Raw genomic sequence first — 26,929 nt, 5'->3', positions numbered from 1 at the left:
CTCGGGCCGCGCGGACCGGCCTGGTGCGCCGGTCCCGCGAGTGCCCCCGGTCGATGTGCGGCCGGGCGGGCCACGCGAATGATGCTCGCCAGCCACCATGGCTCACGGTGAAGTGGATGTGAAATGGCAACGCCAACCTGTGAAGCGAATCACAGGATTTTCCGGCACTGAAGCGGGCGAACCTCGCCTATTCGCTTCACTCTCCCGGTATAGGCCGAGTGACAATCCGTAATCGACCCCAAGCATGGGGTGAGGCGGGGATCCGGCCGGATCCCCGCCTCACGGTGACACCGGGTCAGAGCGGGATCTCCTCCAGCAGATCGGTGACGACCTCCGCGATGGGCGAACGCTCGGACCTCGTCAGGGTGACATGCGCGAAGATCGGGTGGCCCTTGAGCGCCTCGATCACCGCCGTCACGCCGTCGTGCCGGCCCACCCGCAGGTTGTCGCGCTGCGCCACGTCGTGGGTGAGCACCACGCGCGAGCCCTGCCCGATGCGCGACAGCACCGTCAGCAGCACGTTCCGCTCGAGGGACTGCGCCTCGTCCACGATCACGAAGGAGTCGTGCAGGCTGCGGCCGCGGATGTGGGTCAGCGGCAGGACCTCGAGCATCCCGCGCGCCAGGACCTCCTCCACGACGTTCGCGTGCACCACCGCGCCGAGCGTGTCGAAGACGGCCTGCGCCCAGGGCGACATCTTCTCCGACTCGCTGCCCGGCAGATAGCCGAGCTCCTGGCCGCCGACGGCGTACAGGGGGCGGAAGACGACCACCTTCTTGTGCCGGCTGCGCTCCATCGTCGCCTCGAGGCCTGCGGCGAGCGCCAGAGCGGACTTGCCCGTACCGGCCTTGCCGCCGAGCGAGACGATGCCGATCGACTCGTCGAGCAGCAGGTCCAGGGCCACCCGCTGCTCCGCCGAGCGGCCGCGCAGGCCGAACGCCTCCCGGTCGCCGCGGACGAGCTTCACCGTCTTGTCCGGCGTCATCCGGCCCAGCGCCGAGCCGCGCGACGAGTGGATCACCAGACCGGTGTGGCAGGGCAGGTGCTCGGCGTCCTCAACCTCCAGCTCGTCACCCTGGTACAGGCGGTTGACCTCGTCCTCGTCGAGGCTGAGGTCGGCCATGCCGGTCCACGTGGGGTCGCTGGCCTGGCCGTGCCGGTACTCGTCGGCGGTGAGGCCTACCGAGGCGGCCTTGACGCGCAGCGGCATGTCCTTGCTGACGAGAGTGACGGCACGCCCCTCCGCGCTGAGCCCGAGAGCCACGGACAGGATCCGGGTGTCGTTGGAGTCGTTGCGGAAGCCGTGCGGCAGCACGCTCTGGTCGGCGTGGTTGAGCTCGACGCGCAGCGTGCCGCCCTCGTCGTTGCAGAGCAAGGGCTGGTCGAGCCGGCCGTGCTTGATCCGCAGCTCGTCGAGCATGCGCAGCGACTGCCGGGCGAACCAGCCGAGCTCGGGATGGTGGCGCTTGCCCTCCAGTTCGGAGATCACCACGAGCGGGATGACCACCTCGTGGTCGGTGAACCGGCGGAACGCCGCCGGATCGGACAGCAGGACCGAGGTGTCCAGCACGAAGACCCGTCCGGCTGGAGCGGGCTCCGCGTCGGCGTGCCGGTCCCGGGACGGGCGGCGTCCCGAGGTGGCGCGGCTGCTGGAGACTTTGGCGGCCGGGTCGGTGTGCACGGCCCCGGCGTCAGTACGGCGAGATGTCACAGGCCTGCTCCAGCGGGCGTGCAACCCGGTCCGCCCGCGGTCCGCCATGTCCGGCGCCCGTCGCTTGCACGGGGTCGGGATGCTGGCCCCGTGGCGTACTCGTCGCAGGTCCGGGCCGGCCGGATGGCTCGGGAAAACCCCGTGCCATGACTAGAACGCTAGCGGTCAAGAGCCACCTTCGGTAGTACCCGCGAGATACGCCAATTCGGCGACGTTCCGTGGACGTGCAATGGGCCGTACGCCAGGTAGGCTGGGCTTTGTGCCTGAGTCCCCGTTTGAGAACGCGCGTCCCACGCACCCGCTCCGTCCTTCGCATCCGTTGACGGCCGCGGAGGCTTTGGAGTTCACCGCCTCGCGGGCGAAGGACACCACCTTCTTCTTCGACTTCGACGGCGTGCTGTCCCCCGTCACGGACGACCCCGACGCCTCCCAGCCGGTCCCGTCCGTCCTCGGCGTGCTGGAGCAGCTCGCGGCCAAGGTGGCCCGGGTGGCCATCGTGTCGGCCCGCCCGGTGAGCTTCCTGCGCTCCCGCTTCGACTCGCTGGAGCACGTCGACCTCTACGGGCTGTACGGCCTCGAGGTGTGGCACGACGGCGACGTGGTCACCGAGCCGGCCGCGCTGCCCTGGGTCCCGGCGATGGCCGACCTGGCCGAGCGCGCCAGGTCCGAGCTGCCCGAGGCCATCCTCGTGGAATACAAGCGGCTCTCGGTGGCCCTGCACTACCGCACCGCGCCGCAGCTCGCGCCGCAGGTGGAGCGCTGGGGTCACGAGCAGGCCGAGCGCCTCGGGCTGCGCGTGCAGGGCGGCCGCATGGTGGTCGAGCTCAAGCCCCCGGTCGACCAGGACAAGGGCATGGTGATCAGCGAGGGCGTGCTGAACGCCGGCTGCGCCTGGTATTTCGGCGACGACATGTCCGACATCAAGGCGTTCGACGCGCTGCGCGCCCGCGAGGCGGTCGACCCCGGCTTCTTCGGCATGTGCGTGGCCGTGGCCAACCCGGAGACCGGCGCCGACGTCTCCAGCGCGGCCGACCTGACGCTGGAGTCACCCGAGGCGGTCGCCCGTTTCCTCGCCGACGCGCTCCCCGCGTTCGACCGCTGAGCCTTTCCACAGGCGGCGCGCGGACTCCACCAGTTCCTCCAGGTAGGGCGGCGGATCCTCGCGCCACCATGCCAGCCGGACGGTGACCGGCGGGACGTGCCGCAGCGCCCGGTAGGCGACGCCTGGGCGCGGATACTGGTTCGCCGTGGCCTCGGCGGTGACGCCCACCGCCTGCCCGGCCGCGATCAGATTCAGCCATTCGTCGACCGCGAGTGTCTGCCGGACCGCGCGCGGACGGGCCTCCGGCGGGAACAGGTCGAGGGTCGTCGTACCGGTCCGGGGGTCGATGGCGACGGTGTAGCGGGCCAGGTCCTCGATGCCCAGCGTGCGCCGGCGCGCCAGCGAACTGTCCGTCGCCACGGCGGCGAAGCGGGCCTCATGGCCGATCTCCGCGGCGGCGAAGCGGGCGTCCGCCAGTGGGCGCCGGATGACGGCGACGTCGGCCGCCCCGTCGCTCAGCCCCGCGGTGGCGTCGTTGACCTGCACGAATACCAGCGGTACGCCGGGATGCGCCGCGGCCCACGCCTTCTGCAGCCGCCGGGTGTGCCTGCCCAGCGCCGCCCACGCGTAGCCGACGCGTACCTCGTTGCGCTCGGCGGCGATCTGCGCGAGGTGGGCCATCTCCTGCAGCACCCGCCGGGACTGGGCGAGGACGCGTTCGCCGACCGGGGTCAGCGCCACGTGCCGGGTGGTGCGGTGCAGGAGCCGTACGCCCATCTCCCGCTCGAGGGCGGCGATGGAACGCGACACGGATGCCTGCGAGACGCCGAGCACCGCGGCCGCGTCGGTGAACGTGCCGGCGTCCACGACGGCGACCAGCGCGCGGAGCTGCCGTACTTCCATGCGTTGAGCGTATAAGTCCCCCGGCCGGCGCATTTCTCTTCCGGTGCCCGCGGCGTGAGGGTCGGGTCATGAAATCGTCCCAGCTCACTGGTGTCGCCACGATGCTCGGCAGCGCCACCGGCAACCAAGTCGGCGCGGCGGCCGGCGCGCACGCCTTCGACGCTCTGGGACCGGCCGGGGTGGTCGCGGTGCGCCAGCTCGTCGCCGCCGCCCTGCTGCTCCCGGTGGCCCGGCCGGACGTACGCCGCTTCACGTGGCCGCAGTGGTGGCCGGTGCTCTGCCTCGCCGGGGTGTTCGCGGTGATGAACCTCAGCCTGTACGAGGCGGTCGACCGGATCGGCCTCGGGCTGGCCGTCACGCTGGAGGTGCTCGGGCCGCTCACGGTCGCGCTGCTCGGGTCGCGTACGCGCTTCGACCTGCTGTGCGCCCTTGCCGCCGCGGCGGGCGTCTACGTGCTCGTACTGCCCGGCCCGGCGAGCGACTACCCGGGGATCGCCTGCGCGCTGCTCGCGGCGGGGTGCTGGGCCGCGTACATCCTGCTCAATCGGGTGGTGGGGGCGCGGCTCCCGGGCGTGGAGGGTCTCGCGGTGGCCACGTCGGTGTCGGCGCTGGGTTATCTGCCGGTCGCCCTCACGCTGTCGCTGGAGACCGCGCTCGGTTACGCGGCCGTCGCGGGGGTGCTGAGCGCTGTGCCGTACGCCGCGGATCTGATCGCTCTCCGGACCGTCCCGCCGCGGGTGTTCGGCATGTTCATGAGCGTGCACCCGGTGCTGGCCGCGCTCGCCGGCCTGGTGCTGCTCGGCCAGGAGCTGCGCGGGCACGAGTGGGCCGGGATCGCCGTGGTGATCGGGGTGCTGGCCGCGAACAACCTCAGGCGCCGTAGCGGCGCTGGCGGTTCGCATACGACCGCAAAGCCCGCAGGAAGTCCGTCCGGCGGAAGTCGGGCCAGTTGGCGTCGTGGAAGTAGAACTCCGAGTGCGCCGACTGCCACAGCAGGAAGCCGGACAGCCGCTGCTCCCCGCTCGTGCGGATGACCAGGTCCGGGTCGGGCTGGCCGCGGGTGTAGAGGTGCTCGGCGATGTGTTCCACGTCGAGGATCTCGGCGAGCTCCTCGAGGGTGCGCCCGGCCGCGGCGTGCTCGTGCAGCAGGGAACGGACCGCGTCGGTGATCTCGCGGCGGCCGCCGTAGCCGACCGCCAGGTTGACCTCGACGCCGTCGCTGCGCTCCCGGGTCTTCTCCTGCGCGGCCTTGAGGGTGGTGGCCGTGCCGGCGGGCAGCACGTCCAGGGCGCCGACGATGCGCAGCCGCCACGGGTTGCCGTCCTCGGCCAGCTCGGTGGCGAGGTCCTCGATGATGGTGAGCAGCGGGTCCAGCTCGCCCGCGGGACGGCGCAGGTTGTCGGTGGCCAGCAGGTAGAGCGTGACGTGCTTGATGCCGGCCTGGTCGCACCAGGTCAGCAGCTCCTTGACGCGGGCGGCGCCGACCCGGTGGCCGTCGTTGGGGTCGACGTAGCCCATCTCGCGGGCCCAGCGCCGGTTGCCGTCGCACATGACCCCGACATGCTGCGGTATCGGCTTGCCGGCGAGCTTGCCGGCGAGCCGTCGTTCGTACAGCGAGTAGACCAGGGACCGCAGAGTCATCGCGCCCAGCCTATCGAGCCCGGGCCGCGGCTCAAGAGGGCGATGCGGCGATCCGGGCCAAACCACCCGCGATGCGTCCGATCGTGCGAAGGTCGAAAACCCCGTCAGCGAGGCCCAGGTCCACCATCCGGTCGAAAACCGTGGCATCCCGGCGCGCCGCCTCGACCGCGGCGTCGACCACCTTGGGCCGCCGGGTCAGCAGCGAGGCCACCCGGGAGTGCCGCAGATGCCGGCCGAGCCGGGCCCTGAGCGCCGCGGTGTAGTGCCGCGCCGCCGTCTCCGGCCCGCCGGCCGCCGCCGCTCCGGCCAGCGCGCCGGAGAGGACCGCATAGAAGATGCCCTCGCCGGTGAACGGGTTGATAAGCGACAGGGCGTCACCGGCGAGCAGCACCGGACCGCGGGCGGGTGCCGGGCGGTGGGTGGACAACGGCAGGTGGTGGGCGCGCAGTCCGGCCGGTTCGCCGCCGGGCAGGAGATCGGCCAGACGCTCCATCAGGTACGCCTTCGTCAGCGGCGTCCCGCGCAGCACCTCGCCGTACCCGACGTTGGCCGTGCCGTCGCCGAGCGGGAACGACCACGCGTACGCCGGCCAGCGCTGCCGCGTGGTCCTGATCAGCTGTTCGTCGCCGGTCGCCGGGGCGTACCCACGGATCGCGATGGCGAGATGGCCGGCGGGGTTCACGGGATGCCCGAGCCGGCGCCGGACGACCGAGCCGGCCCCGTCCGCGCCGATGACCACGCGTGCCCTGAGGCGGTCGTCCAGCACGACGGTGTCACCGTCGCGGCGGATCGTCCGTACGGTGTGCCGCTCGAAGTCCGCACCGGCGGCCCGGGCCGCCTCGACCAGGCGCGCGTCGAAGACCTTGCGCGGCACGGTGTGGGCCGGGCGCGGCAGGGGCCGCGCGACCTCGATGCCGCCCGGTGCGACCAGGCGCAGCCGCTCGACCGGCGGATAGCCGTCGGTGACCGCGGTGACGCCCAGGTCCGCGAGGACGTCGAGGGTTTCCGCGGCGATGCCGTCCCCGCACGGCTTGTCCCGGGGGAACTCGGCGCGGTCGAGCAGCAGCACGGAGGCGCCGGCGCGCCGGGCCGCGAGCGCCGCGGCGGAGCCGGCGGGACCCGCGCCGACGATCGCGACGTCGTGGCTCACGCGGCGGCCGCCGCCGGCACGGGGTCGGCCGGCAGCCGCGACACCCGCCACAGCGAGTAGCAGACCAGGAGGGCGGCGGCGACCAGCGGGGCACCGTCGCGCACGAGCCCATCGGTGCCGAGGAGGAGATAACAGAGCGGCAGGTCGACGACGAGCACGCCGAGCGTCACCCAGAGCAGCAACCGTCGCGCCCACGTCTTGCCGCGCATGAGGAAGAGGGTCGTCAGGCCCACCGCGTAGCTCACCGCGAACCCGGCCACGAACCAGAAACCCACCGCGAGCAGCCACTGCGGCCGGCGGCCCAGCTCACCTACGGAGATCAGCGCGGGTACGAGCATGAGCGGGCTGTACGTGAAGGCGGCGACCCGGGCGGTCAGGGCCCAGGCGGCCAGCGGCGGGCGCTTCGGCACCGACTCCCGCCACTCGAGGCCCTTACCGGTGACGACCAGCTTCTTCGGGTGCCGGACGAGGTGGTCCTGCACGGTCGGGTGCCGGTACAGCAGCACCACCACCGTGATGCAGAGGAGGGTCAGGGCGGCGAAACCGAGGACGCCGGGAAGCGGCGGGGTGCCGGAGCGGGGCACGATGAGCCGCCCGACGGCGAAGATGGTGGTGACGGCCAGGATCAGACCGATGGGCCGGGCGCCCGCGCGACCGCGGCGCACGTGCCAGATCAGGATCAGCCAGCCGAGCGTACGCAGCAGCGCCCAGCCGGTCCGGACTGCGAGCCCGTAACCGTGCTCGGGCGCGTACCAGAAATTGAGGAGCTCGACCCCCGCCGTGGCCGCCGCCGTCGCGACCAGCAGCCAGGTGAGCGCGCGGACCACGCGCGGCTTGCGGTCGTCGACGGTCACGGGTGCGAAGGTACCCAGGCCGCGCCCGCCTCGAACGCGAGGCGGGCGCGGGTCGTCACGCGGCGTTGAGGCGGGACTTGAGCGCGTCCAGCTCCGACCACAGCACGGCCGGCAGCTTGTCGCCGAACTTGGCGAACCACTCCTCGACCTGCGGGATCTCGGCCAGCCACTCGTCGGCGTCGACGGCGAGCACCGCCTCGATGTCCTTGCGGTCGACGTCCAGACCGGTCAGGTCCAGCGCGTCCGCGGTCGGTACGTGCCCGATCGGCGTCTCGACAGCCTCTCCCTTGCCGTCGAGCCGCTCGACGATCCACTTGAGCACGCGCGAGTTCTCGCCGAAGCCGGGCCACAGGAACCGGCCGTCCTCGCCGCGGCGGAACCAGTTGACGTAGAAGACCTTCGGCAGCTTGCTCGCGTCGCCCGACGCGGCCTTGCCCATCTCGATCCAGTGGTTGAAGTAGTCACCGGCGTGGTAGCCGATGAACGGCAGCATCGCCATCGGGTCGCGGCGCACGACGCCGACCTGGCCGACCGCCGCGGCGGTGGTCTCCGACGACAGCGTCGCGCCGAAGTAGACGCCGTGCACCCAGTCGCGGGCCTCGGTGACCAGCGGCACGGTCGTCTTGCGGCGGCCGCCGAACAGGATCGCGTCGATCGGTACGCCGCGCGGGTCGTCGTACTCCGGTGCCAGGATCGGGCACTGGTTGATGGGCGTGCAGAAGCGGCTGTTCGGGTGGCTGGACGGGCCGTCCGAGTCCGGCGTCCAGTCGTGGCCCCGCCAGTCGGTGAGGTGCGCGGGCGGCTCGCCCATGCCCTCCCACCAGACGTCGCCGTCGTCGGTCAGCGCCACGTTGGTGAAGATCGAGTTGCCGCGGGCGAGCGTACGCATGGCGTTGGGGTTCGTCCGCTGGTCGGTGCCGGGTGCGACGCCGAACAGGCCGTACTCCGGGTTGGTGGCCCACAGCCGGCCGTCCTCGCCGAAGCGCATCCAGGCGATGTCGTCGCCGACGGTCTCGACCTTCCAGCCGGGCAGCGTCGGCTCGAGCATCGCCAGGTTGGTCTTGCCGCAGGCCGACGGGAACGCGCCGGCGATGTACCGGACCTGCCCCTCCGGCGAGGTCAGCTTCATGATCAGCATGTGCTCGGCGAGCCAGCCCTCGTCGCGGGCCGCCACGCTGGCGATCCGCAGGGCGTAGCACTTCTTGCCGAGCAGCGAGTTGCCGCCGTACCCGGAGCCGTAGGACCAGATCTCCCGGGTCTCCGGGAAGTGCGAGATGTACTTGGTCTCGTTGCACGGCCAGGCGACGTCGGCCTGTCCCGGCTCGAGCGGCGCGCCGACCGAGTGCAGCGCGGGCACGAAGTCGGCGTCGGTGCCCATCGCCTCGAGCACCCTGGCGCCCATCCGGGTCATGATCCGCATCGAGGCCACGACGTACGCGCTGTCGGTGAGCTCCACGCCGAACATCGGGTGGGGCGAGTCGAGCGGGCCCATGCAGAACGGGACGACGTACATGGTGCGTCCGCGCATGCAGCCGCGGTACAGCTCCGTCATCGTCGCCTTCATCTCCGCCGGCGCCGTCCAGTTGTTGGTGGGACCGGCGTCGGCGGGATCGACCGAGCAGATGAAGGTGCGTTCCTCGACCCGGGCGACATCCCCGGGATCCGTACGCGCCCAGAACGAGTTGGGCCGGCGCCCGGGGTCGAGGCGGACGAGCGACCCGGCCTCGACGAGCGCGTCGGTGAGCCTGGTCCATTCCTCGTCGGAGCCGTCGCACCACACGACCCGGTCCGGGGTGGTGAGGGCGGCGACCTCCTCGACCCAGCTGAGTAGGCGGGCGTGGGAGGTAGGGGGCAGTGACATGTGAATCCCTTCGGTCGGCTTGACCTGTGACGCATCCGGCCGGCAGTCCGGCCCTTGTCACGGGAGTCACGTCAGCGTAAGCCGAGCGAACGTTCAGTTCATCGGTGAAGCCTGTGGACAACCGCACAATCCTCGGCGTTTGTGCTCATAGACGATCGATCCTTCGCCGGACGGTGCACGTGTGCGCAGAGAGCGCTCCCATGAGCACGGCCCGCGATCGTTTCACAAAAAGGACAAAGCGTCCTAAGCTTGTCCACACTCGGGCTTTCCTCTCACTCCCGGCTCTGGAGGCAGGAATGACGACCCCGGCGGGCGAGGCCGATGCCGACGAGGAGCTGCTGGCGGCCGTACGCGCCGGCGACACCGCCGCGTACGGCGTGCTCTACGAGCGTCACCGCACCGCCGCCCGGAACCTCGCGTACGGGCTCGTCACGGATCACGCCGACGCGGACGACCTCGTCGCCGAGACGTTCGCCAAGGTCTTCGCCACCCTGCGCGCCGGGCGCGGGCCGCTGGTGTCGTTCCGCGCCTACCTGCACACCACGCTGCGTCACGTCTGCTACCACCGGGCACGCCGTGACCGCCGCCTCGAGTTCACCGACGACCTGAGCCGGTACGACGCCGGCGAGCCGTTCCGCGACCCGGCGCTCGACCGCCTCGAGCGCACGTACGCCGCCCGGGCCTTCCGCGCCCTGCCCGACCGCTGGCGTGACGTGCTGTGGCGTACCGAGATCGAGGGGGCCAGCCCGGCCGAGGTCGCGCCGCAGCTGGGGCTCACCCCCAACGCCGTCGCCGTGCTCGCCCACCGGGCCCGCGAGGGTCTGCGCCGCCTCTACCTCCAGCAGCATGTCGGAGCCGCCGACCCGCCGGAGTGCCGGTGGGCCGGGGAACGGCTGGGCGGCCGGGTGCGCGGGCGGCTCGCCCCACGGGACTCCGCCCGGCTCGACACCCACCTCGCCTGGTGCGCCGAATGCCGCGCCCGGCTCGCCGAGGTGACCGAGATCGACCAGCCGCGTCACCGTCCGTACCGGCAGCGCAACCCGGCCGGGCCGCCCGGTTAAGACTCGCTCACGAACACAGCGGGGGGTGACGGGCGCCGGTACGCTCGGATCCGTGCCCGTTGCCGACATACTGCCCGCTCTGCGGGCACGCTTCGGAGCACTCGTGCGCGAACTCAGCAAGTTCGGCACGGTCGGGGCGGTCGCGTTCACGATCGACCTCGTGATCTTCAACGTGCTGCTGCAGAGCGGCCTGGAGTCGCTGCTCGCCAAGACGATCTCCACCGTCGTGGCGACCACGGTGGCCTTCGCCGGCAACCGGTTCTGGACCTGGCGGCACCGCGACCACCGCAACATGGCGCGGCAGTACACGATGTTCTTCCTGCTCAACGGCATCGGCCTGGGCATCGGGCTGGCCTGCCTGGCGATCAGCCACTACGGCCTCGGCTCGATCTGGCCCGAGTTCCAGAGCCCGCTCGCGGACAACATCTCCGGGCAGCTGGTCGGCACCGCCGTGGGCGCCCTGTTCCGCTTCTGGTCGTACCGCCGCTTCGTGTTCGGCGACCCGATCGTCCCGGACCCGGCGGCCCCGACGGGCCCGGAGACACCGGCACCGCCGTCCGGCACGGCCGCACCGCAGTCCACCGAGCCGCCGGCGCCACGCGCCGTCCCGCGGATGTGACGAGGGTTTCAGCCGACCCGCTGAGTCCGTCGTCCCCGCCCCTCCCCCCTTAAGGTTGTCCAATGCCTTCAGCCCGCCCGCTGGCGGAACGCCTGCGCCACCTCGCCCCCGAGGCCCTGGCGTTCGGCGTGATCGGCGCAGCGAACACCCTGCTCTACATGGCCATCACCTGGGCACTCCTGCCCATCGGCGCCGTGAAGGCGAGTGTCGTCGCCACCGTCGTCACGACCACGCTGGCCTACATCGCCAACCGGTTCTGGACCTACCGGCACCACACCCGCACCGCCCTGCGGCGCGAGTACACGCTGTTCTTCGGGTTCAACCTGGTCGGCATGGTCATCCAGTCGGGCGCGGTCGGCATCGGCAAGTACGGCTTCGGCCTCACCGAGGAGAAGGACGCCGTGCTGTTCATGGGCGTCACCCTGCTCGGCATCGTGATCGCCACGATCTTCCGCTTCTGGGCGTACCGGACCTTCGTCTTCCTGAAGCCGCCGGTCGACGGTCACGAGGCCGCGATGGCGGAACTCGACGTCACCGCCGGCCTGGCCGAGCTCAGCGCCGAGGCGGAGGGCCGCCTGGACGAGGAGATCGCCAAGGAGATCGACGCCCAGCGCCGCGCGGTCTGACCAGCGACGGCTCCGGCTCGTCGTCATCGTCGTCATCCTCCGGGCGCAGCTCCCGGTCGGTCTCGATGAGCTCGTAGAGCGTCGTCTGCACCTGCTGAACGTGCGGCACCGAGGCCAGCACCGCCGACTGCTCCCCGATCGAGTCGACGGTCAGCGTGCCGCACCCGAGCACCCGGTCCAGCAGGCCCTGCTGCGTCAGGTGATCGTTGATGCGGTTGAGCGGCAGATCCCGCCGCTGCCGGGCGACCACGCCGTCCTGCAACAGGATCCGCTCGTCGGTGAAGACGTAATGGGTGGTCCGCCACACCAGCAGCGGCCACACCCCCCGGGTCACGCCCATGAACAGGGCGATCGCCCCGACCACACACACGCCGATCAGGCCACCGGTGGTCGTCGGGAGCATCACCCACACCACGATCACCGCCGCCAGGCAGACCAGCAGCACCAGGGTCGGGCGCACCGCCGCCTTGGCATGCGGATGCAGGTGGAGGACGACCTCCTCCTCGTCGGTCAGCACGTCGTCCGGGAAAGCCACGGGCTCAGCGTACGTGCACGACGTCCCCCGCCGAGACGCCACGCTCGGCACCGTCCGCCGTACGGACCATGAGCTGGCCGGCACCGTCCACGGTGGTCGCCACTCCCGCGATCTCCCCACCGCCGGGCAGCAGCACCCGCACCTCGCGCCCGATCGTGAGGCAACCCCGCCGGTACGCCCCCAGCAGCCCGCACAGCTCGGCGTCGCCCCCCGTCTCGCGCCAACCGGCGTACCACCGCTCGAAGCCACGCAGCAACGCCCGCAGCAACGGATCCCGGTCGGCGGCCTTCCCGCCGGCCAGCTGCAACGACGTCGCCGGCAGCCCGGTGGTGGCCGGCAACTCGGCGGCCCGCGTGCTCACGTTGAGACCGATCCCGACCACCACGGCATCCTCCGCCGCCTCGGCCAGAATGCCGGCGGCCTTGCCCGGCGCACCCTCCTGATCGTTCACGACCAGATCATTCGGCCACTTGAGACCGGCATCCAGCTCGGTGACGCGCTGCACGGCCTCCATCAACGCCACCCCGGCCAGCAACGGCAACCACCCCCACGCCCGCTGCGGCGCGGGCGCCCAGCCCCGCTCCGGCTCAGCGGCCCCGGGCCGCAGGAGAACACTCAGCGTGAGCCCAGCCCGCGGAGGCGACACCCACTGACGCTCCCGCCGCCCCCGGCCGGCCACCTGCTGCTCAGCGACCAGGACGAGCCCTTCGCGGGAGCCGTCCCGGGCGGAAGCGATCACGTCGGCGTTGGTGGAGCCCGTCTCGGTGACGACGTCGAGCTGCCGCCAGAGACCGCCGGGGACGACGAGAGCGCGTTGCAGGGCCCGGGTGGCCAGCGGGGGACGGTCCAGGTCGGCGTACGGCGAAGAGGCCATCGTCCTAGCCTAGAGCGCCCGTGCGTCGGCCTTGGGCCGCAGCGCGGTCTTCCGTTGTTCGGCCCCGCCTCAGCCGGGGTCGGCTGCGTGCTTGCTCACGTAGACGGTGCTGCGCTGGTCCGGGGGCGCGGCCTCCGGGCGCGGGCGGGGCCGGGGGCGCGGTCGCGCGCGGGACTGCGGCTGCACACCCTCCCGGTCGTCGGTGACCGCGGGCAGGCTCTGGGTGGGCTCGCCGGCCAGATTCCGTGGGCGCTGGGCCATGACCGGCGACCGCCGGCGCCGGGCCCCGGGCACCTCCGTACCCGGCCAGGTGAGGTCGGGCAGCTCGGCCTCGGGAAGGTCGGGAACGGTCCAGACCGGCCCTTCGACGCTCTCCTCCCGGCCCGCGTACCGGTTGTCGGGTGTGGTGGCGTCACGGTCGTCGTCACGCCAGCGGCGGCGTTCCGGCTGGTCGGCTCGGTTCCAGGGGTTGCGGTTGCGGGGCTGGCGGTCGCTCTCAGCGGCGTACCGGGGCTGGGCGCTCCAGCCTTCGTTCCGCTTCCTTCCCGCTCTTCCTCGGCCTTCTGTGGTGTGGTGCTCTCTCTCCGCGGCGGCCCGCTCTCTTGCCGCGGCGGTCCCTTCGCTTCCTACGGGCGCCCCTTCTGTCCCCGCGATCGCTTCTGCTGTTTCTCCCGGAGTTCCCTCTCTTTCTCCGAGCACTGCATCCCTGGCCGCTGCCTCTTTGGCTGCCACGTCCCTGGCCGCAGCGTCCCTGACCGCAGCGTCCCTTGCTGCCGCGTCCCGTTCTTTCGCTGCGGCGTTCCGGCGTCGGCTGGGGGCGTCGAGCGACGTCGGGAAGCGCCGACCGGTCGGACGCTCGCCCTGCGACCAGGCGCGGGGCGGCCCGACGTGGTCATCGGGGCGGACCGGCGGCCACTGCGGCACGACCGCGGTCGGCTCCGACTCCCCCTCCGGCAACGGGTCGAACCCCGAGGCCGGCGGGTACGGCGGAACAGCGGGGATGCGCTCGACCGGCACGGGCCAGCCGTACCCGGCGTCCGGGATCGGCGTCCAGTAGTCACCGGTGACGGGCTCGTCGCGGTACTCCGGGCGGACCCAGCCCTCCACCCGGTCCCCGTAGCGGCGGTCGGGGCGGGTCGCCCATGGCCGGCGTACGGGCTCCCCGGCGTCGGCCTCGGTCAGCGCCGGCTCCTCGAGATCAGCTCGCTCGGAGCCGAACGGGTGCGTACCCACGGGGAGGTCGGCCAGCCGGACGTCCTCGTCGGCCAGCCAGTCCTCGTCATCGCCGTCCGGCTCGTACGGGTCCTCGTACGGGTCCGCCGCCACACCCGCCTCGACGTCGTACCCCTCCTCCAGGCCGAGATCCACATCGAGCTCGGGGTCCCCACCCGGGCGGGCGTGAAGATCGACCAGGCGCACGTCCGCCGGGCCGGCGGGGTCGCCGTCGGCGGGCTCCACCGACAGCAGGCGGCGCAGCTCGAAGCGGGCCTGCTCGGGGCCGGCGTCCCGCTCAGCCGCGGCTTCCTCACCGCCCGGCGCATCCACACGGTCCGCCACGCCGGGCCGGTCCGTGATGCTGGGCCGGTCCGTGACGCTGGGCCGGTCCATGACGCCGGGCCGGTCCGCCATGCCGAGCCGGTCCGTGGTGCTGGGCCGGTCCGTGATGCTGGGCCGGTCCGTGATGCTGGACCGGTCTGTCATGCCGGCGGTTTCCGTCATGCCGGGCCGGTTTGTCGTGCCGGACCGGTCCGTCGCGTGGGGCCGGTCCGTCGCGCCGGGCCGGTCTGTCATGCTCGGGCGACCAGGCGTTTCCGCGCCGGCCGGCGTCTCGGTGGGAGCTGGCTGGGTCACCGCAGGCTCATCCGCCGACCCGAGCTCCGGCTCGGCGGTGCTCCGCCGGCTGCCCGGCCCTTGCTCCAGCTCTGCGACGCCGCGGCGGCCGAGCTCCACGTCCTCACCTGCGACTGCCTGGTGGGCCGGCTTCCCCGCCGCTCGATCGGCAGCCATGCCGTCGGGCGAGGCGACCGGCCAGAAGCGACGGGAGTCGCGCGGTCCAGGCACGGGCGGTACCGCTGCCGGCTGGCCCGGAACGGCGTTGCGCGACACAGAACTGCCGCTGCGGCCCGGCACTAAATCGATGCGGCGCGTCACCGCCGCCGAGTCATCAATGCGGGCTGTCCGCGACGCTTCGCTCCGCGCTGCCCCCGGGGCGGCGCTGCGGAGTGTCCGCGGGGCATCGCTCCGGGCACTGCCTGGGGCATCGCTGCGAGCCATCCGCGCGGCATCGCTTCGCGTCGTCCGCGAAGCGCCGCTGCGCTCTGCCCCTGGACCAGCGGTGCCGACCGGTGCTGCAGGGCCGGTACCAGCGGGAATCGCCACCTCGGCGTCGGCATTACGGCGACGGGCCACGCTGCCGCGTCCACCGTCGCCGCCTCGGGCGCTAGTGCGACCGCCACCGACGGACGCGCCACTGTCGCGGCCGTGAGCGCCGTCGCTGCCGTGAGCACCGTCGCTGCCGCCGTGAGCACCGCTATCGCCACCGATGCTGCCGCGAGCGCTGCTGCTGCCACTGTCCCTGCCGCGACCGCGGCTACTGGACCCACTGCCGCTACCGCGGCGCCCGCCGGCGCGCGAGGTCGAGCGGGCACGGCGGGCAGCCCGCTTGCCGGGGTTGGCGCCGTGTTCGTTCGCGCCGTTCTCACGACCGCCGGCGAACAGCACGTGGCGGAAGACGATGAGCGTCGCGATGCCACCGACGATCAACGCCACGCCGACGGGGGTCATCCATGTCGTCACGGGGGTTGTAACGAATGGTGCATTAGGAACGAAACGCACCCGGTTCGACGTCGCCCGGACCGTGGCCGTGTGTTGAAGGCGTTTCTCATGCCGCCACCTTGGCAGACCCGAACCCGCAGCCTCCCCGTTATCCACAGCCCCGGTGTCGCCGCAGCCGCGTTATCCACAGCCCGGGCCGCACACCCGCCGAGAGCCCACGCCGATGGATACGATCACCCGGCATGGCACGACAGGCCCGTGCCGCGCCGGACGGCAGAGACACAGCCCGCACACAAACGCGGGTCATGGGACAGCGCACCGAGGACAGCGATCGTCCGCGGGCGAGTGGAGGCGCAGGACAGTGACGACTCAGCAGGACGTGCAACGGTCCGACATCCACACGACGGCCGGCAAGCTCGCCGACCTCGCCCGGCGCACGGACGAGGCGGTGCACGCCGGCTCCGAGCGTGCCGTCGAGAAGCAGCACTCCCGCGGCAAGAAGACGGCACGGGAGCGCATCGAGATGCTGCTCGACGAGGGTTCATTCGTGGAGCTCGACGAGCTGGCCCGGCACCGCTCGACGAACTTCGGCCTGGACCGCAACCGGCCGTACGGCGACGGAGTCGTCACCGGCCACGGCACCATCGACGGCCGCCAGGTGTGCGTCTTCTCCCAGGACTTCACAGTGTTCGGCGGCTCCCTCGGCGAGGTCTTCGGCGAGAAGATCGTCAAGGTCCTCGACCTGGCCATGAAGATCGGCTGCCCGATCATCGGCATCAACGACTCCGGCGGCGCGCGCATCCAGGAGGGCGTCGTCGCGCTCGGCCTCTACGCCGACATCTTCTTCCGCAACGTACGGGCGAGTGGCGTCATCCCGCAGATCTCGCTGATCATGGGCCCGTGCGCGGGCGGTGCCGTGTACTCCCCCGCGATCACGGACTTCACGGTCATGGTCGACCAGACGTCGCACATGTTCATCACCGGGCCGGACGTCATCCGTACGGTCACCGGCGAGGACGTGGGCATGGAGGAGCTCGGCGGCGCGCGCACGCACAACAGCCGCAGCGGCAACGCGCACTACCTCGCGAGCGACGAGGAGGACGCGATCGACTACGTGCGGGCGCTGCTGTCGTACCTTCCGAGCAACAACCTGGACGAACCGACCGCCTTCGACGCTCCGGCGGACCTCGACCCGAGCGAAGCGGACCTCGCGCTCGACACGCTGATCCCGGACTCGGCGAACCAGCCCTACGACATCCACGCGGTCATCGAGGCGGTCGTGGAGGACTTCCTCGAGGTGCAGCCGCTCTACGCGCAGAACATCGTGGTCGGCTTCGGCCGCGTCGAGGGCCGCCCGGTCGGCGTGGTCGCCAACCAGCCCATGCACTTCGCCGGCACGCTCGACATCGCCGCGTCCGAGAAGGCGGCACGCTTCGTGCGGACCTGCGACGCGTTCAACATCCCGGTGCTCACGTTCGTCGACGTGCCCGGCTTCCTGCCCGGCACGGATCAGGAATGGGACGGCATCATCCGGCGCGGGGCCAAGCTCATCTACGCGTACGCCGAAGCCACGGTGCCCAAGGTCACGGTCATCACCCGCAAGGCGTACGGCGGTGCGTACGACGTCATGGGCTCGAAGCACCTCGGGGCCGACATGAACTTCGCGTGGCCGACGGCCCAGATCGCGGTCATGGGTGCCCAGGGCGCGGTCAACATCCTCTACCGCGGGGAGCTGGCGTCGGCGGAGGACCCGGCCGCCCGGCGCGCCGAGCTCATCCAGGAGTACGAGGACACGCTCGCCAACCCATACATTGCGGCGGAACGGGGCTATGTGGACGCGGTGATCGCCCCGTCCCACACGCGCAACCAGGTGACCCGCGCCCTGCGTACGCTGCGCACCAAACGCGAGACGCTCCCCCCGAAGAAGCACGGCAACATCCCGCTCTGAGAAGCCGCCGCCTCAAGGCGTCACCGACGCGGCAGAGAGTCGCGCCGGCCCTCACACCCCCGTCGGGCCGCGAAAGAGGTCAGCGCGTCAGGGAAGCACGCTGAGCCTCACGCGCCGTGGCGCAGGAGGAGGGCGCCCCCGTAGACCAGTGCGCCCAGCGAAAGGAGCCAGAAGACGAACAGCCACACCACGTCGCCGATCAGCGTGTGCTTCTGCAGCAGGCCCGCGTCGGTCATCGGGTCGGTGTGCATCGACCAGAACAGCTCCGGCACCTGCCGCGCGCCGCCCATCAGCAGGAACCACACCCAGACGTGCGAGAAGACGAGCTGCACCGACTCCGTCGACCGCATCGCGACCACCCACAGCATCGTGCCGACGGAGAGGATGACGAAGACGCCGAACAGGTTTCGCGTCATGATCAGTACGCCGGCGAGGAACAAGAGGCTGAGGAACAGCACCGATCGTGGGTCGGCGTCGTGGATGAGCAGTTGTACGCCGCCGAAGCCGAAGATGGACGGCCCCAGGTAGCCGGCGACCAGCGACATGAACCGCGACAGCCAGTTCTCGGCGCCGGGGAGCATCTCGCCTGCGCCGGCGTGGAAGATCTTGACGTGCTTCACGGCCGAGCCGAACAACCAGCCGAAGATGGCGTGACCGCCCTCGTGCGCGATGGTGATCGCGTTCGTCGTGTACCGCCACAGCGGCACGGCCGCGACGAATGCCACGACGCCGGTACTCCAGGCCATGCCCAGGTCAGCAGCCATGCGGTGGAAGCTATCGACCACCTCGGGTGACGCGCATCACCGCGGCATACTCAAAGTGTTGCCGTTCAGCTACTCGAAGTGGCCAGGTCCGGCAACCACTGCCCGGCCAGCAGGAACGTGCCGATCACCAGCGCCGCGACGTCGACGATCAGGAAAAGGCCGACCCAGAACAGCGCCGGTACGTGGGTGAGCCCGGCCAGCTGATCCGCATCCGACTCGGGCATCCGCCCCCGGCTGCGCAGCGACTGCAGCTCGAACACCGGGCGGACCCCACCGATCAGCAGGAACCACACCCCCACGTACGCGAACAGCGACTGCACCTGCGGCGACGCCGACCACGACACGGCGAAGACGATCACGCCGGTGACCAGGACGGACACCACACCGAAAACATTGCGGATGTTGATGAGCATGAGCAGCAGCAGCACGACGGCCACCCACAGCAGCAACGTGATCCGGTTCCCGCCGAGCAGCCATGCGCCCGCGAGCCCGATCAGCGACGGGGCGACGTACCCGGCAAGCAGCGTGAAGATCATGCCCGGCCCGGTCGGCCGCCCGGCCGACAACGTCAGCCCCGACGTGTCGAACTCGAGGCGGATGCCCCGCAACTTACGCCCGGTGAGCAGCGCGGCCAGGGCATGACCACCTTCGTGCGCGATGGTGATCGCATTCCGGGCGATCCGCCACACCGGCCGAAAAGCCACAACCGCAAGCGCGATCACCGCGGTGACCAGCACGAGCGTCCGGGGAGGGTCAGGTTGGGCGCTGAGCAGGGTGTCCCACACGTCAGTCACCGAGTCGATCGCCACAGCCCGCGAGCGTAGCGGATCAACGCCGGTACAGCCGCACAGCAACCTGTGAATCAGCCGAGCACGACATCGCGCGGCGCGGGTCTCCGCTCCTGAGGCTGCGCTGGCTCTCCACGCACGGCTTCCTCACGCCACGGGCCGTCTCGCGCAGGGCGGGCCCGCTCACGGTCCGCGGCCGTCTTGCGCAGAGCGCGGCTCGCTCACGGTCGGCGGCCGTCTTGCGCAGAGCGCGGTGCTCTCGCAGAACGCCGAAAGCTCCACGCCGCGCGCGTGATGTGATGCGGGCGGCGTTTTCCTCAGGCGCGGCGGCGCAAGGCTGGGGATGGGTCTGCTTGGGTGCGCCGTTGCAGCTGCCAGGCGCCGACGGCGGCACCTGCTACGAGCATCGCCCCGGCGGCGGCCAGCGCGAAGGTCACCATGCCCACGGCCGCCACGAGGATGGCGATGTCAGCGAGCGCGACGAGCATCCACAGCGCGATGGTGGGCTTGCTCCCGTGTCGGCGAAACATCGTGCACCTCCAGTGATGGTTCACGATGACTACCCATTCACGTGAGGGCTCATGCACCCGGTTCACGACAGCGGCTTGAACCCGTCGTAGATGGCCTGAAGATCCTTCTTCGCCGTGTCCCAGTCGTCGGGCGTGGTGTACCAGTTGATGCTGTACGCCTTCTTCGGCCCGGTGAGGAAGTTCCGCTTCACCGCATGCTGCCGGTTCCCGCTGACGGTGGTGTAGAGGAACTCCCAGTCGACGCCCTTCTGGAAGTAGTCGACGGGCACCATCTTGATGCGCTGATAGTTCCGGTACTTGCCGCCCGAGCGGGTCGCCTCCTGCTGCTTCCAGTCCGCCATCGGGTCGGCCGCGGGCTGGTCGGTCTGCGAGATGATCAGCAGCCGGTTGTTGTACCGGAACTCGGTCTCGCCCGGGTTGTTGACCTGCACGGACACGCCGGCGGGCAACGGTACGGAGAACCCGGTGCGGGAGTTGCCGTACACCTTCCAGCCCTTCGGCACCGCAACGTCGTTGCGGGCCGGCGCGGACGACGGCGGCGCGGAGGGCGTCGTGGTCGCCGGCTTCGGCGCAGTCGTGTTCTGCTGCGGCGCCGCGCCGGCAGCGGACTGCTGCGCCTTCCCGGCACTCGCCGCCGGCGCCACCCCACCCCGTGGGCCCGGCTTCGCGGCATCGTCGTCATCACCGCCGGCAAAAGCCAACGGCACAACGACAAGAAGCAGGAGTACGGCGGCCAGAATCGCCAGCGCCACAACGGTCTGCCGCCGCGTGAGCGTGACACCGAAAACGGTCAGCCCGCGCCGCCCGCCGGAGGGCTCCCGGAAGTTCATCGGCTGCCACGCGGGCCGGCTCGACGGCAGCACGCCCGAGGCGCCGGACACGGGAGCAGCAGCGACGCCACCCCCGGCAGCAGCCTCGGCGGCGGCCCGCTGCGAACGCCGGCTCGGCATGCTGCCCGCTGCGGGAATCACCCGCGTACGGGCCGGTTCGGCGGCGGCCGGCTTGTCCTGGACCTTGGCCGTCTTGGTCACATCGTCGGCGACCTTGGCCGTCTTGGAGATGGCCGCGCCGGCAGCGGCCACATCGGACTTGACCGGCTCAACCGTGGTCGGCTCGTCCTTGGCCGCGGTTTTCGGGGCTGCGGTGCGTTCGGCCGCCGTGGCGGTGGAGGCCGCGACGGCGGCGCCAGTGGCCGCGGCGGCGGCGGGCGCGGCGGCGGCGGGCGCGGCGCCGGCGGGCGCGGCGCCGGTGGCTGCGGCGGGCACGGCGGCGACTTGGAGCTGGTCGCGCTTGGGCGCGGCTGTGGAGTCGGTCTTTGCAGCGGCGGCCTTGTCGGCCTCACCCTGTCGCTGTTCAGCAGTGCCGTCGGCTTGCTTCGGCTGCGCCTTCTCCGGCTCGGGCTCCGACTTCTTCGCGCCGGTCTGGTCGGGCTCGGCCTTGACGTCGGGCTTGGCCAGGCCGGACGGCGTGGAGGCGGCCGTCTCTGCGGGAGCAGCTGCGTCCGCTGAGACCTCGGCGTCCGTGCTCTCCGGCTTGGCGGTCGACGCTTCCGCGGTGGGGGCGAGCGCCTCGGCGGGCTTCTTGACGTCCGCGGGAGGCACCTTCGCCTGGCGGCCCCGACCCTTCTTGCGGGAGGGCCTGGTTCCCGAGGTCGTACTTGCTCGAGCACCCACCGTCGGCTTACCGGTGTCGTCCTCGGACTTGCTCTCGGTCGTCGGTGCGTCGCTCTCCGTCGCGGCGGTGCTTGCCTTGGCCTCGGCCTGCTTCTCCGCTACCGCCTTGACCGAGTCGTCGGCCTCAACCACGGGCTTGTCGGCTGCCGTGCGCTCTGCGTCCGGCGCCGCGGCCTTGGTAGCGCCGACCGTCGCATCGTCCGGGGCGGCCTTGTCGTCCGGGTCCTTCTCAGCCTCGTCCTGCTTGGAGCTGGACGGTTCGGCTGGGAGCGCGCTGGGTGCCGGCTTCGGAGACGGGACTTCCTCGGAGGCGGTGTCCTCGGGCTGCGCCGATGCGGCAGGCGACGGAGACTCGGCGGGCGACGCGGACTCGGCCGTCGACGGGGAGGACGCCGGAGCATCAGACGAGGCCCGAGCATCAGACGAGGCCCGAGCATCGGACGAGGCCCGAGCATCGGACGAAGCCGGAGCATCGGGCGACGCCGGAGCAGCCGTCGAGGCGGAAGCGGCTGGCGCAGCGGGTGACGCAGTCGAGGTCGGCTTACTCGCCGTGGGAGCCGTCGCCTTCTCCTCCTGCGACGGCGCCGTGGATGGAGACTGCTCGGTTGCTGGGGTGGTCTGGCTGGGGGTTGAGGCTGGGGGCGCTACTGCCGGGGTACGGCTCGACGGTGGCTGGGGGGCCGCCGCGCGCTTACGGGCTGCGGCTACCTCCTCGACCGTGAACGACCCCGGGGCGGAGCCCGACCCGCGCATCGTCGCGTCGAGGGCGGTGCCTCTTTCCGCTCCGGTTGCCGCTTGTGGGGGCGGTGGCTTTGCTGTGCCCGTACTTTTCACAGCAGCCGGACCCTCGGGCGGGAGCGGTGCGTCGATGCGGGTCGGCGTGTCCGCGGAACGCGGCGCGCGGCCGACCGTCGCCTTGCCGGGGGCGAAGATGGGAGCGCGACCAGCGGGGGCTCCGCTCTGCGGACGGTTCTGCGCGGCCGCCGGGTCCACGGCGGGGTGGCCGGGCGGCGTGGCGGCACGACCGGGCGGCGGGGGCGCGGCCGCCCGACCGGGCGCGACCGGCGGCGGCGTGGCGGCACGGCCGGGCGCGACCGGCGGCGGCGTGGCAGACGCGCGGCCGGTCGTCACCGGCGGCGTGCCGGAACGACCGGGAGAAACGGGCGGCGCGCCGGAGCGGCCTGGAGAGACAGGCGGCGCACCCGAACGGCCGGGGGAAACCGGCGGAGTGCCGGCCGCGGGGCCCGTCACGGGCGGGCGCGGGCCGGGGACGACCGGGGCGCTGGCCGACACGCCGGGGACGACCGGTGGGCGTTCGCGGCCGATGCCGGGCCGGCGCATCGACGGGCTCATCGGGAACGTGATCTTCGACCGGCGGCCGACGGCGCGCAGCAGCAACCGTTCCGCCTCGTCGGCGTTGATCCGGTGCGCCGGGTCCTTGCGCAGCAGACCGTTGAGGACCGGCTTCAGCGGGCCGGCGTTGCGGGCCGGCGGCGGGTTCTCGGTGGCCAGCGCGGCCAGCGTCGCGATCGCGGACGGCCGCGCGAACGGCGACGCGCCCTCCACGGCCGCGTAAAGGGTCGCGCCGAGAGACCAGAGATCAGCGCCGGGACCGGCTGTGCCGTCGCGGGCACGCTCCGGAGCAATGTACGCGGGTGAGCCCAGCACCAGCCCCGTCCGGGTGACGTTGGGGTCGCCGGGCACCGTCGCCAGGCCGAAGTCGGTCAGCACGACCCGGCCGTCCTCGCCGATCAGCACGTTGCCGGGCTTGACGTCGCGGTGCACGACCCCCGCCCGGTGCGCCGCGCGCAACGCACCCAGCACGCCGAGCCCGATCTCGGCCGCACGAACCGGGTTGAAAGGCCCGTCACTGGCCAGGATGTCCTGAAGGGAGCGGGACGGCACGTACTCCATGACGATCCACGGATCGGCGTCGGTCCGCAGCACGTCGAAGACGCGCACCACATTGATGTTGTTGAGGCGCGCGATGGCCCGGGCCTCGCGCAGCGACCGCTCGCGCATCTCCCGCCGCTCGTCCGGCGTCAGGCCGGGAGGAGGCACGAGCTCCTTGATCGCCACATCGCGGTGCAGGACGACGTCGGTCGCCCGCCAGACACGACCCATCCCGCCCTGACCGAGCGGCGCGACAAGCCGGTAGCGGTCAGCGACTACGAGCGGGGGGGAAGTAGACATCACGCAGAAAATACCCGGTCATGTCGAGCCGCAGCGAATCGATCAGCCGAGTGTGGGACGCGTGTCACCGCATACCCGCCGGTACGGTCGTAGGCTTGATCAATGGAAGAGGAACCGCTGGTCAGCGTGGTGCGCGGCGAGCCGACCCCGGAAGAGCTGGCAGCCCTGGTCGGAGCCCTGGCCAGCCGATACACGGGTACGGATGCCGACACCCCGAAGCCATCGACAACGGCTTGGACACGTAGTGCCCGGCCGAGCGCCGGAAAGGGCTCGTGGCGGGACTCGGGCTTGCCGCGGTGAGCGAGGCTGGTGGATAGACGGCCGTCTGTCCACAGACCCGGGCACGGGGTCGAGAACACCGGCCGTCACCGACTAGTCTCGCGGAAGATTTCGCGCACTCTCGGGGGAGGGCCCAGGCGTCATGCACGAGCCGCCAACCAGCTCCATCACAAGCTTCGCCTCGATCGAAACCGACATCCAGGCGATGGAGGAGTTCGCCAAGACCCTGGCGAACGAGGTCCAAGCAGGCTACGAGCCCAACCTGCAGCGGGTCACCGCATCAATGATGACGATGCTGCCCGAGGCCAACGACCACATCCCCGAGCTGCAGCGCTTCCTCAAGGTGCACAACGAGGTCCAGAACCAGACCCTGGCCAACACGTACAACTTCCGCGACGGTACGCACGTCTTCGCCACCGCCGCCCAGTCCATCAGCGACGAGTACCGCAACTCCGACGCGTACGCGCACGCCAAGGTCGGAGACGTCGAGACAGCCTTCACGAAAGCGACCGCCGCCGCGGCGCGCGACAGCGAAGCGGAGAACGGCTGATGCTCATCGCAGACGGAGGCGGCGGCTACGGCGGCACGGACTGGAACTCGAAGGACGTCCGCTACATGTGGCAGGCCATCGCCGACCAGGAGACGGACAAGCACTTCGACGTGGTGGCCGGCTGGCGGCAGACGGCCGACCTGACCATCACCCACCTCGGCCAGGTCCAGATGTACCGCGACAACCTCGCCTCGGTCTGGCCCCCGTCGAAGAGCCCGGCAGCAGCCGCCTACCTCGAACGCCTCGACAAGCTGATCGCCGACCTCCAAGCCACCCACGACGCCGCCTCGGCGAACTACACGGCCTTCTCCACGGTCGCGCTGACGCTGAGCCTCGCCAGGAACAAACTGAAGCCCCTGTACGACCAGTACGAGGCCAACAGGAACGCCAACCTCGCCTGGCAGGCGGAACAGGACGCCAAGCCGGTCGACCCGACCGAACCCCCGAAAATCTCCCTGCCGCCGGTCTCGTCAACCCAGCAGGAGCAGCTCAACAACCAGGCGCGGGTCATCATGTTCGACCTGAGCAGCACGCTGATCAGTGGACAGAGCGCCCTGCAGAAGCCCAAGCCGTACAACCCGGCTCGGATCGCGAAGGACGAATCCGGCGGGGATCATGACGGGTCGTCATCCGGCTCAGGGTTCGCGGCGCCACCCGTCATCCCTCCGCCGGGTGGTGCGGAAACGCAATCCTCCAGTTCGTCCTCTCGCCCCTCTTCTTCCCACGGCGTGGCACACGCCCCATCCGCCATCACGCCTGTGCCCTCGGGTCATATGGGCCCCGGCCACATCGGGACAGGCGGCGTGGGGACAGGCCCAATCCTTGGTGGAGTGGCAACCAGCCCTGTCGCGACTCCGCCGACGTCCCTCGTCCCGTCAACCGTCAGCCCAGCGCCGGCGCCGACGACCTCTGTCGGCGCAATTCCAGGAGTTATCGCACCTAATACGACGAGCGGCCCGAGAAGCCCAGTTGGCTCGGCGTCCGGTGGCGGTCGGTTGCCCGAGGGCGCGATGCGGGTCGGCAGCGGCATTCCGACCGGCCGCGCGGCAATGCCTTCCGGCGGCGTCATCGGGGCAACTCCAGGTAGCGGCACCATCGGTCAAATTCCTGCTACAACTCAAGGTCGCCGCGCTCTCGGGGGCGGTCGCGTCAATCCGGTCGGCGGCGTTATCGGCCAGGAAGGAGCCGGCGCTAACAGGGTCCGTTCAGCCGGCCGGCCTATCGGATCGACGTCCGCTTCACATGTCGTGGCCCAGCCGTCGTCCCGAGCGGCCCGCAGGGCTTCGGACGACCGCTCTGAGCACACGCAATGGGATCGGGATAATCCCTGGGCCACGGATCAGGGGGTTGATCCAGTAGTGCTTCCGCCAGGCGAACCGGGCCCTATTGATCCAGGTCCCGCTATCGGCATTGCCAGATGAGACGTTTCTTCGTTGCCGCCGGAGTGGTGGTGGCGAGCGTCGGCATCGTCGCTCCGGCAACTTCCGCGCACGCGGACTTCATTCGAGACAGGCAGTGGCACCTCAAGTCGTTGGACATTGCGGCGGCGCACCGCATCTCCACCGGCAAGGGGGTGAGGGTAGCGGTCATTGATTCCGGCGTGGGCAGGCATCCCGATCTGTCCGGAAGCGTCCTCGCCGGATTTGACTTCGTGGAAAAAGGCGGGAGCGGTCGGACGGACAAAACTGGGCACGGGACTGGGATGGCTGGCCTTATCGCCGCCCACGGAAGGTCAGGAGCCGGTGCTCTCGGCATCGCCCCTGACGCAAAGATTCTTCCCATTCGCGTCCTCGACACCGAGCAACCGAGGAACGCAGAATTAGGTCCGGCGATCAGGTATGCGATCGCCCACGGCGCCCAAGTCATCAACATTTCCGTGGGCGGAGGGCTCGACCCAGCGACGATCACAGCCGTGCAAGCGGCCGCCGCCGCCGATGTGGTCATTGTCGCGTCCGCGGGCAACAAGCCCAGCGATGCTGGAGTTACGGCGCCCGCGGTGCTGGATTCGATCGTCGCCGTGGGCGCAGTGGACAGAAGCGGCCAGAAGGCGGACATATCCGTCACCGGCCCCGCCCTGGATTTGATGGCTCCGGGCGAAGACGTCGAAAGTACAAGCAGGAACGGCCGGTACCGCACCGGCACGGGAACGTCAGACTCCGCAGCTATCGTCTCTGGGGCTGCTGCACTTCTACGCAGCAAGTATCCCGATATGAGCGCCGAAGAGGTCGTGCAACGGCTCGAAAGCACGGCCACCGACAAGGGCGCACCCGGGGTCGACCCTGAGTACGGGCACGGGATCATCAACATTGTCGCCGCTTTGAGTGACAGAACAGTCCCCGCGTCCGACGGTCAGAGCGCCGCTCCGACCACACAACAGCCCACCACCGCGCCGACGAACACCGCCGAAGCGGCATCCCCCGAGCCCGAGTCGAAAAGCAGCTCAACCCCGCTGGTCGCGGGCGGCATAGTCGCCGTTGTGGTCCTGGCGCTGGGCGGTGTCTTGTGGTTGCGACGGAGGCGGGCCAGCAGCAGCGCCGGGTAGGCATCACCGG

The 26,929-nt window shown here is 71.2% G+C and carries 22 protein-coding genes and 1 pseudogene; 10 read left to right on the top strand and 13 right to left on the bottom strand.

Annotation, left to right across the window (positions count from 1 at the left end; translation table 11 throughout):
• Positions 1–295: 295 nt before the first annotated feature.
• Positions 296–1,711 carry an RNA 5'-3' helicase PhoH2 gene (phoH2, locus tag IT780_RS07170; RefSeq protein ID WP_199510589.1) on the bottom strand — a complete coding sequence of 472 codons (1,416 nt, stop codon included), beginning with the start codon at positions 1,709–1,711 and terminating at the stop codon, positions 296–298.
• Between the two features lie 319 nt (positions 1,712–2,030).
• On the opposite strand from phoH2, the gene otsB reads away from it, so the two are divergent.
• Positions 2,031–2,813, top strand: coding sequence for a trehalose-phosphatase (otsB, locus tag IT780_RS07165; RefSeq protein ID WP_233412280.1), 783 nt, complete (start codon positions 2,031–2,033; stop codon positions 2,811–2,813).
• Here otsB and IT780_RS07160 read toward each other — a convergent pair.
• Positions 2,757–3,656, bottom strand: coding sequence for a LysR family transcriptional regulator (locus IT780_RS07160; protein ID WP_199510587.1), 900 nt, complete (start codon positions 3,654–3,656; stop codon positions 2,757–2,759). The two genes, otsB and IT780_RS07160, sit on opposite strands and share 57 nt — an antisense overlap.
• A 68-nt stretch (positions 3,657–3,724) precedes the next feature.
• Here IT780_RS07160 and IT780_RS41660 point away from each other — a divergent pair.
• Positions 3,725–4,495 (top strand): annotated as a pseudogene (locus IT780_RS41660) (EamA family transporter); the annotation flags it as partial.
• Between the two features lie 31 nt (positions 4,496–4,526).
• Here the strand turns inward: IT780_RS41660 and IT780_RS07150 are convergent.
• Genes IT780_RS07150 through IT780_RS07135 form a run of 4 tightly spaced genes read right to left on the bottom strand, consistent with a single transcriptional unit; the run spans position 4,527 to position 9,162 of the window.
• Positions 4,527–5,297 (bottom strand): isoprenyl transferase, encoded by a 771-nt coding sequence (locus IT780_RS07150; protein ID WP_199510586.1) that lies wholly within the window; start codon positions 5,295–5,297, stop codon positions 4,527–4,529.
• 31 nt (positions 5,298–5,328) lie between these two features.
• Positions 5,329–6,447, bottom strand: coding sequence for an NAD(P)/FAD-dependent oxidoreductase (locus IT780_RS07145; RefSeq protein ID WP_199510585.1), 1,119 nt, complete (start codon positions 6,445–6,447; stop codon positions 5,329–5,331).
• Complete coding sequence (locus IT780_RS07140) at positions 6,444–7,301, bottom strand: hypothetical protein (RefSeq protein WP_307831076.1); 858 nt, start codon at positions 7,299–7,301, stop codon at positions 6,444–6,446. The genes IT780_RS07145 and IT780_RS07140 overlap by 4 nt, the downstream gene beginning before the upstream one ends.
• A 55-nt stretch (positions 7,302–7,356) precedes the next feature.
• Positions 7,357–9,162, bottom strand: coding sequence for a phosphoenolpyruvate carboxykinase (GTP) (locus IT780_RS07135; protein ID WP_199510584.1), 1,806 nt, complete (start codon positions 9,160–9,162; stop codon positions 7,357–7,359).
• A 296-nt stretch (positions 9,163–9,458) separates the two neighbouring features.
• Between IT780_RS07135 and IT780_RS07130 the strand changes: the two genes are divergently transcribed.
• The 3 genes from IT780_RS07130 (at position 9,459) to IT780_RS07120 (ending at position 11,468) form a co-directional block, all read left to right on the top strand.
• A complete protein-coding gene (locus IT780_RS07130) occupies positions 9,459–10,223 on the top strand; it encodes a sigma-70 family RNA polymerase sigma factor (RefSeq protein WP_199510583.1) in 765 nt (254 codons plus the stop codon).
• A gap of 25 nt (positions 10,224–10,248) precedes the next feature.
• Positions 10,249–10,842: a GtrA family protein gene (locus IT780_RS07125; RefSeq protein ID WP_199510582.1), complete on the top strand. Its 594-nt coding sequence runs from the start codon at positions 10,249–10,251 to the stop codon at positions 10,840–10,842.
• Positions 10,843–10,904: 62 nt separating this feature from the next.
• Positions 10,905–11,468: a GtrA family protein gene (locus IT780_RS07120; protein WP_199510581.1), complete on the top strand. Its 564-nt coding sequence runs from the start codon at positions 10,905–10,907 to the stop codon at positions 11,466–11,468.
• Here the strand turns inward: IT780_RS07120 and IT780_RS07115 are convergent.
• The 3 genes from IT780_RS07115 to IT780_RS07105 all read right to left on the bottom strand — a co-directional run bounded on the left by IT780_RS07115 (position 11,395) and on the right by IT780_RS07105 (position 14,578).
• The gene (locus tag IT780_RS07115; RefSeq protein ID WP_199510580.1) at positions 11,395–12,003 is read right to left on the bottom strand and encodes a PH domain-containing protein; all 609 of its coding nucleotides are present in this window, start codon (positions 12,001–12,003) and stop codon (positions 11,395–11,397) included. The two genes, IT780_RS07120 and IT780_RS07115, sit on opposite strands and share 74 nt — an antisense overlap.
• A 4-nt stretch (positions 12,004–12,007) precedes the next feature.
• A complete protein-coding gene (locus IT780_RS07110) occupies positions 12,008–12,877 on the bottom strand; it encodes a biotin--[acetyl-CoA-carboxylase] ligase (RefSeq protein WP_199510579.1) in 870 nt (289 codons plus the stop codon).
• A gap of 69 nt (positions 12,878–12,946) precedes the next feature.
• Positions 12,947–14,578: a hypothetical protein gene (locus tag IT780_RS07105; protein WP_199510578.1), complete on the bottom strand. Its 1,632-nt coding sequence runs from the start codon at positions 14,576–14,578 to the stop codon at positions 12,947–12,949.
• Between the two features lie 1,297 nt (positions 14,579–15,875).
• On the opposite strand from IT780_RS07105, the gene IT780_RS07100 reads away from it, so the two are divergent.
• On the top strand, positions 15,876–17,600 hold the full coding sequence (locus tag IT780_RS07100; RefSeq protein WP_233412279.1) for an acyl-CoA carboxylase subunit beta: 1,725 nt from the start codon (positions 15,876–15,878) through the stop codon (positions 17,598–17,600).
• Positions 17,601–17,707: 107 nt separating this feature from the next.
• Here the strand turns inward: IT780_RS07100 and IT780_RS07095 are convergent, their stop codons facing one another.
• The 4 genes from IT780_RS07095 to IT780_RS43625 all read right to left on the bottom strand — a co-directional run bounded on the left by IT780_RS07095 (position 17,708) and on the right by IT780_RS43625 (position 23,548).
• Positions 17,708–18,364, bottom strand: coding sequence for a M50 family metallopeptidase (locus IT780_RS07095; protein WP_199510576.1), 657 nt, complete (start codon positions 18,362–18,364; stop codon positions 17,708–17,710).
• 65 nt (positions 18,365–18,429) lie between these two features.
• Entirely contained in the window at positions 18,430–19,173 is a 744-nt protein-coding gene (locus tag IT780_RS07090; protein WP_199510575.1) for a M50 family metallopeptidase, read from the bottom strand.
• A 296-nt stretch (positions 19,174–19,469) separates the two neighbouring features.
• Positions 19,470–19,682, bottom strand: a complete 213-nt coding sequence (locus tag IT780_RS07085) for a hypothetical protein (RefSeq protein ID WP_199510574.1) — start codon at positions 19,680–19,682, stop codon at positions 19,470–19,472.
• A 62-nt stretch (positions 19,683–19,744) separates the two neighbouring features.
• Positions 19,745–23,548, bottom strand: coding sequence for a serine/threonine-protein kinase (locus IT780_RS43625; RefSeq protein ID WP_233412278.1), 3,804 nt, complete (start codon positions 23,546–23,548; stop codon positions 19,745–19,747).
• A gap of 102 nt (positions 23,549–23,650) precedes the next feature.
• Between IT780_RS43625 and IT780_RS07075 the strand changes: the two genes are divergently transcribed.
• The 4 genes from IT780_RS07075 to mycP all read left to right on the top strand — a co-directional run bounded on the left by IT780_RS07075 (position 23,651) and on the right by mycP (position 26,919).
• On the top strand, positions 23,651–23,848 hold the full coding sequence (locus IT780_RS07075) for an acyl-CoA carboxylase subunit epsilon (RefSeq protein WP_199510573.1): 198 nt from the start codon (positions 23,651–23,653) through the stop codon (positions 23,846–23,848).
• 121 nt (positions 23,849–23,969) lie between these two features.
• Complete coding sequence (locus IT780_RS07070) at positions 23,970–24,377, top strand: hypothetical protein (protein WP_199510572.1); 408 nt, start codon at positions 23,970–23,972, stop codon at positions 24,375–24,377.
• Complete coding sequence (locus tag IT780_RS07065) at positions 24,377–25,798, top strand: hypothetical protein (protein ID WP_199510571.1); 1,422 nt, start codon at positions 24,377–24,379, stop codon at positions 25,796–25,798. Before IT780_RS07070 ends, IT780_RS07065 begins: the two co-directional genes overlap by 1 nt.
• Positions 25,795–26,919 (top strand): type VII secretion-associated serine protease mycosin, encoded by a 1,125-nt coding sequence (gene mycP, locus IT780_RS07060; RefSeq protein WP_199510570.1) that lies wholly within the window; start codon positions 25,795–25,797, stop codon positions 26,917–26,919. The genes IT780_RS07065 and mycP overlap by 4 nt, the downstream gene beginning before the upstream one ends.
• The last annotated feature ends 10 nt before the right edge of the window (positions 26,920–26,929 follow it).

It is taken from the genome of Nucisporomicrobium flavum, assembly GCF_016464385.1.
Lineage (GTDB): Bacteria > Actinomycetota > Actinomycetes > Mycobacteriales > Micromonosporaceae > Actinoplanes > Actinoplanes flavus_A.
This window is presented reverse-complemented; position numbering and strand designations above follow the sequence as displayed.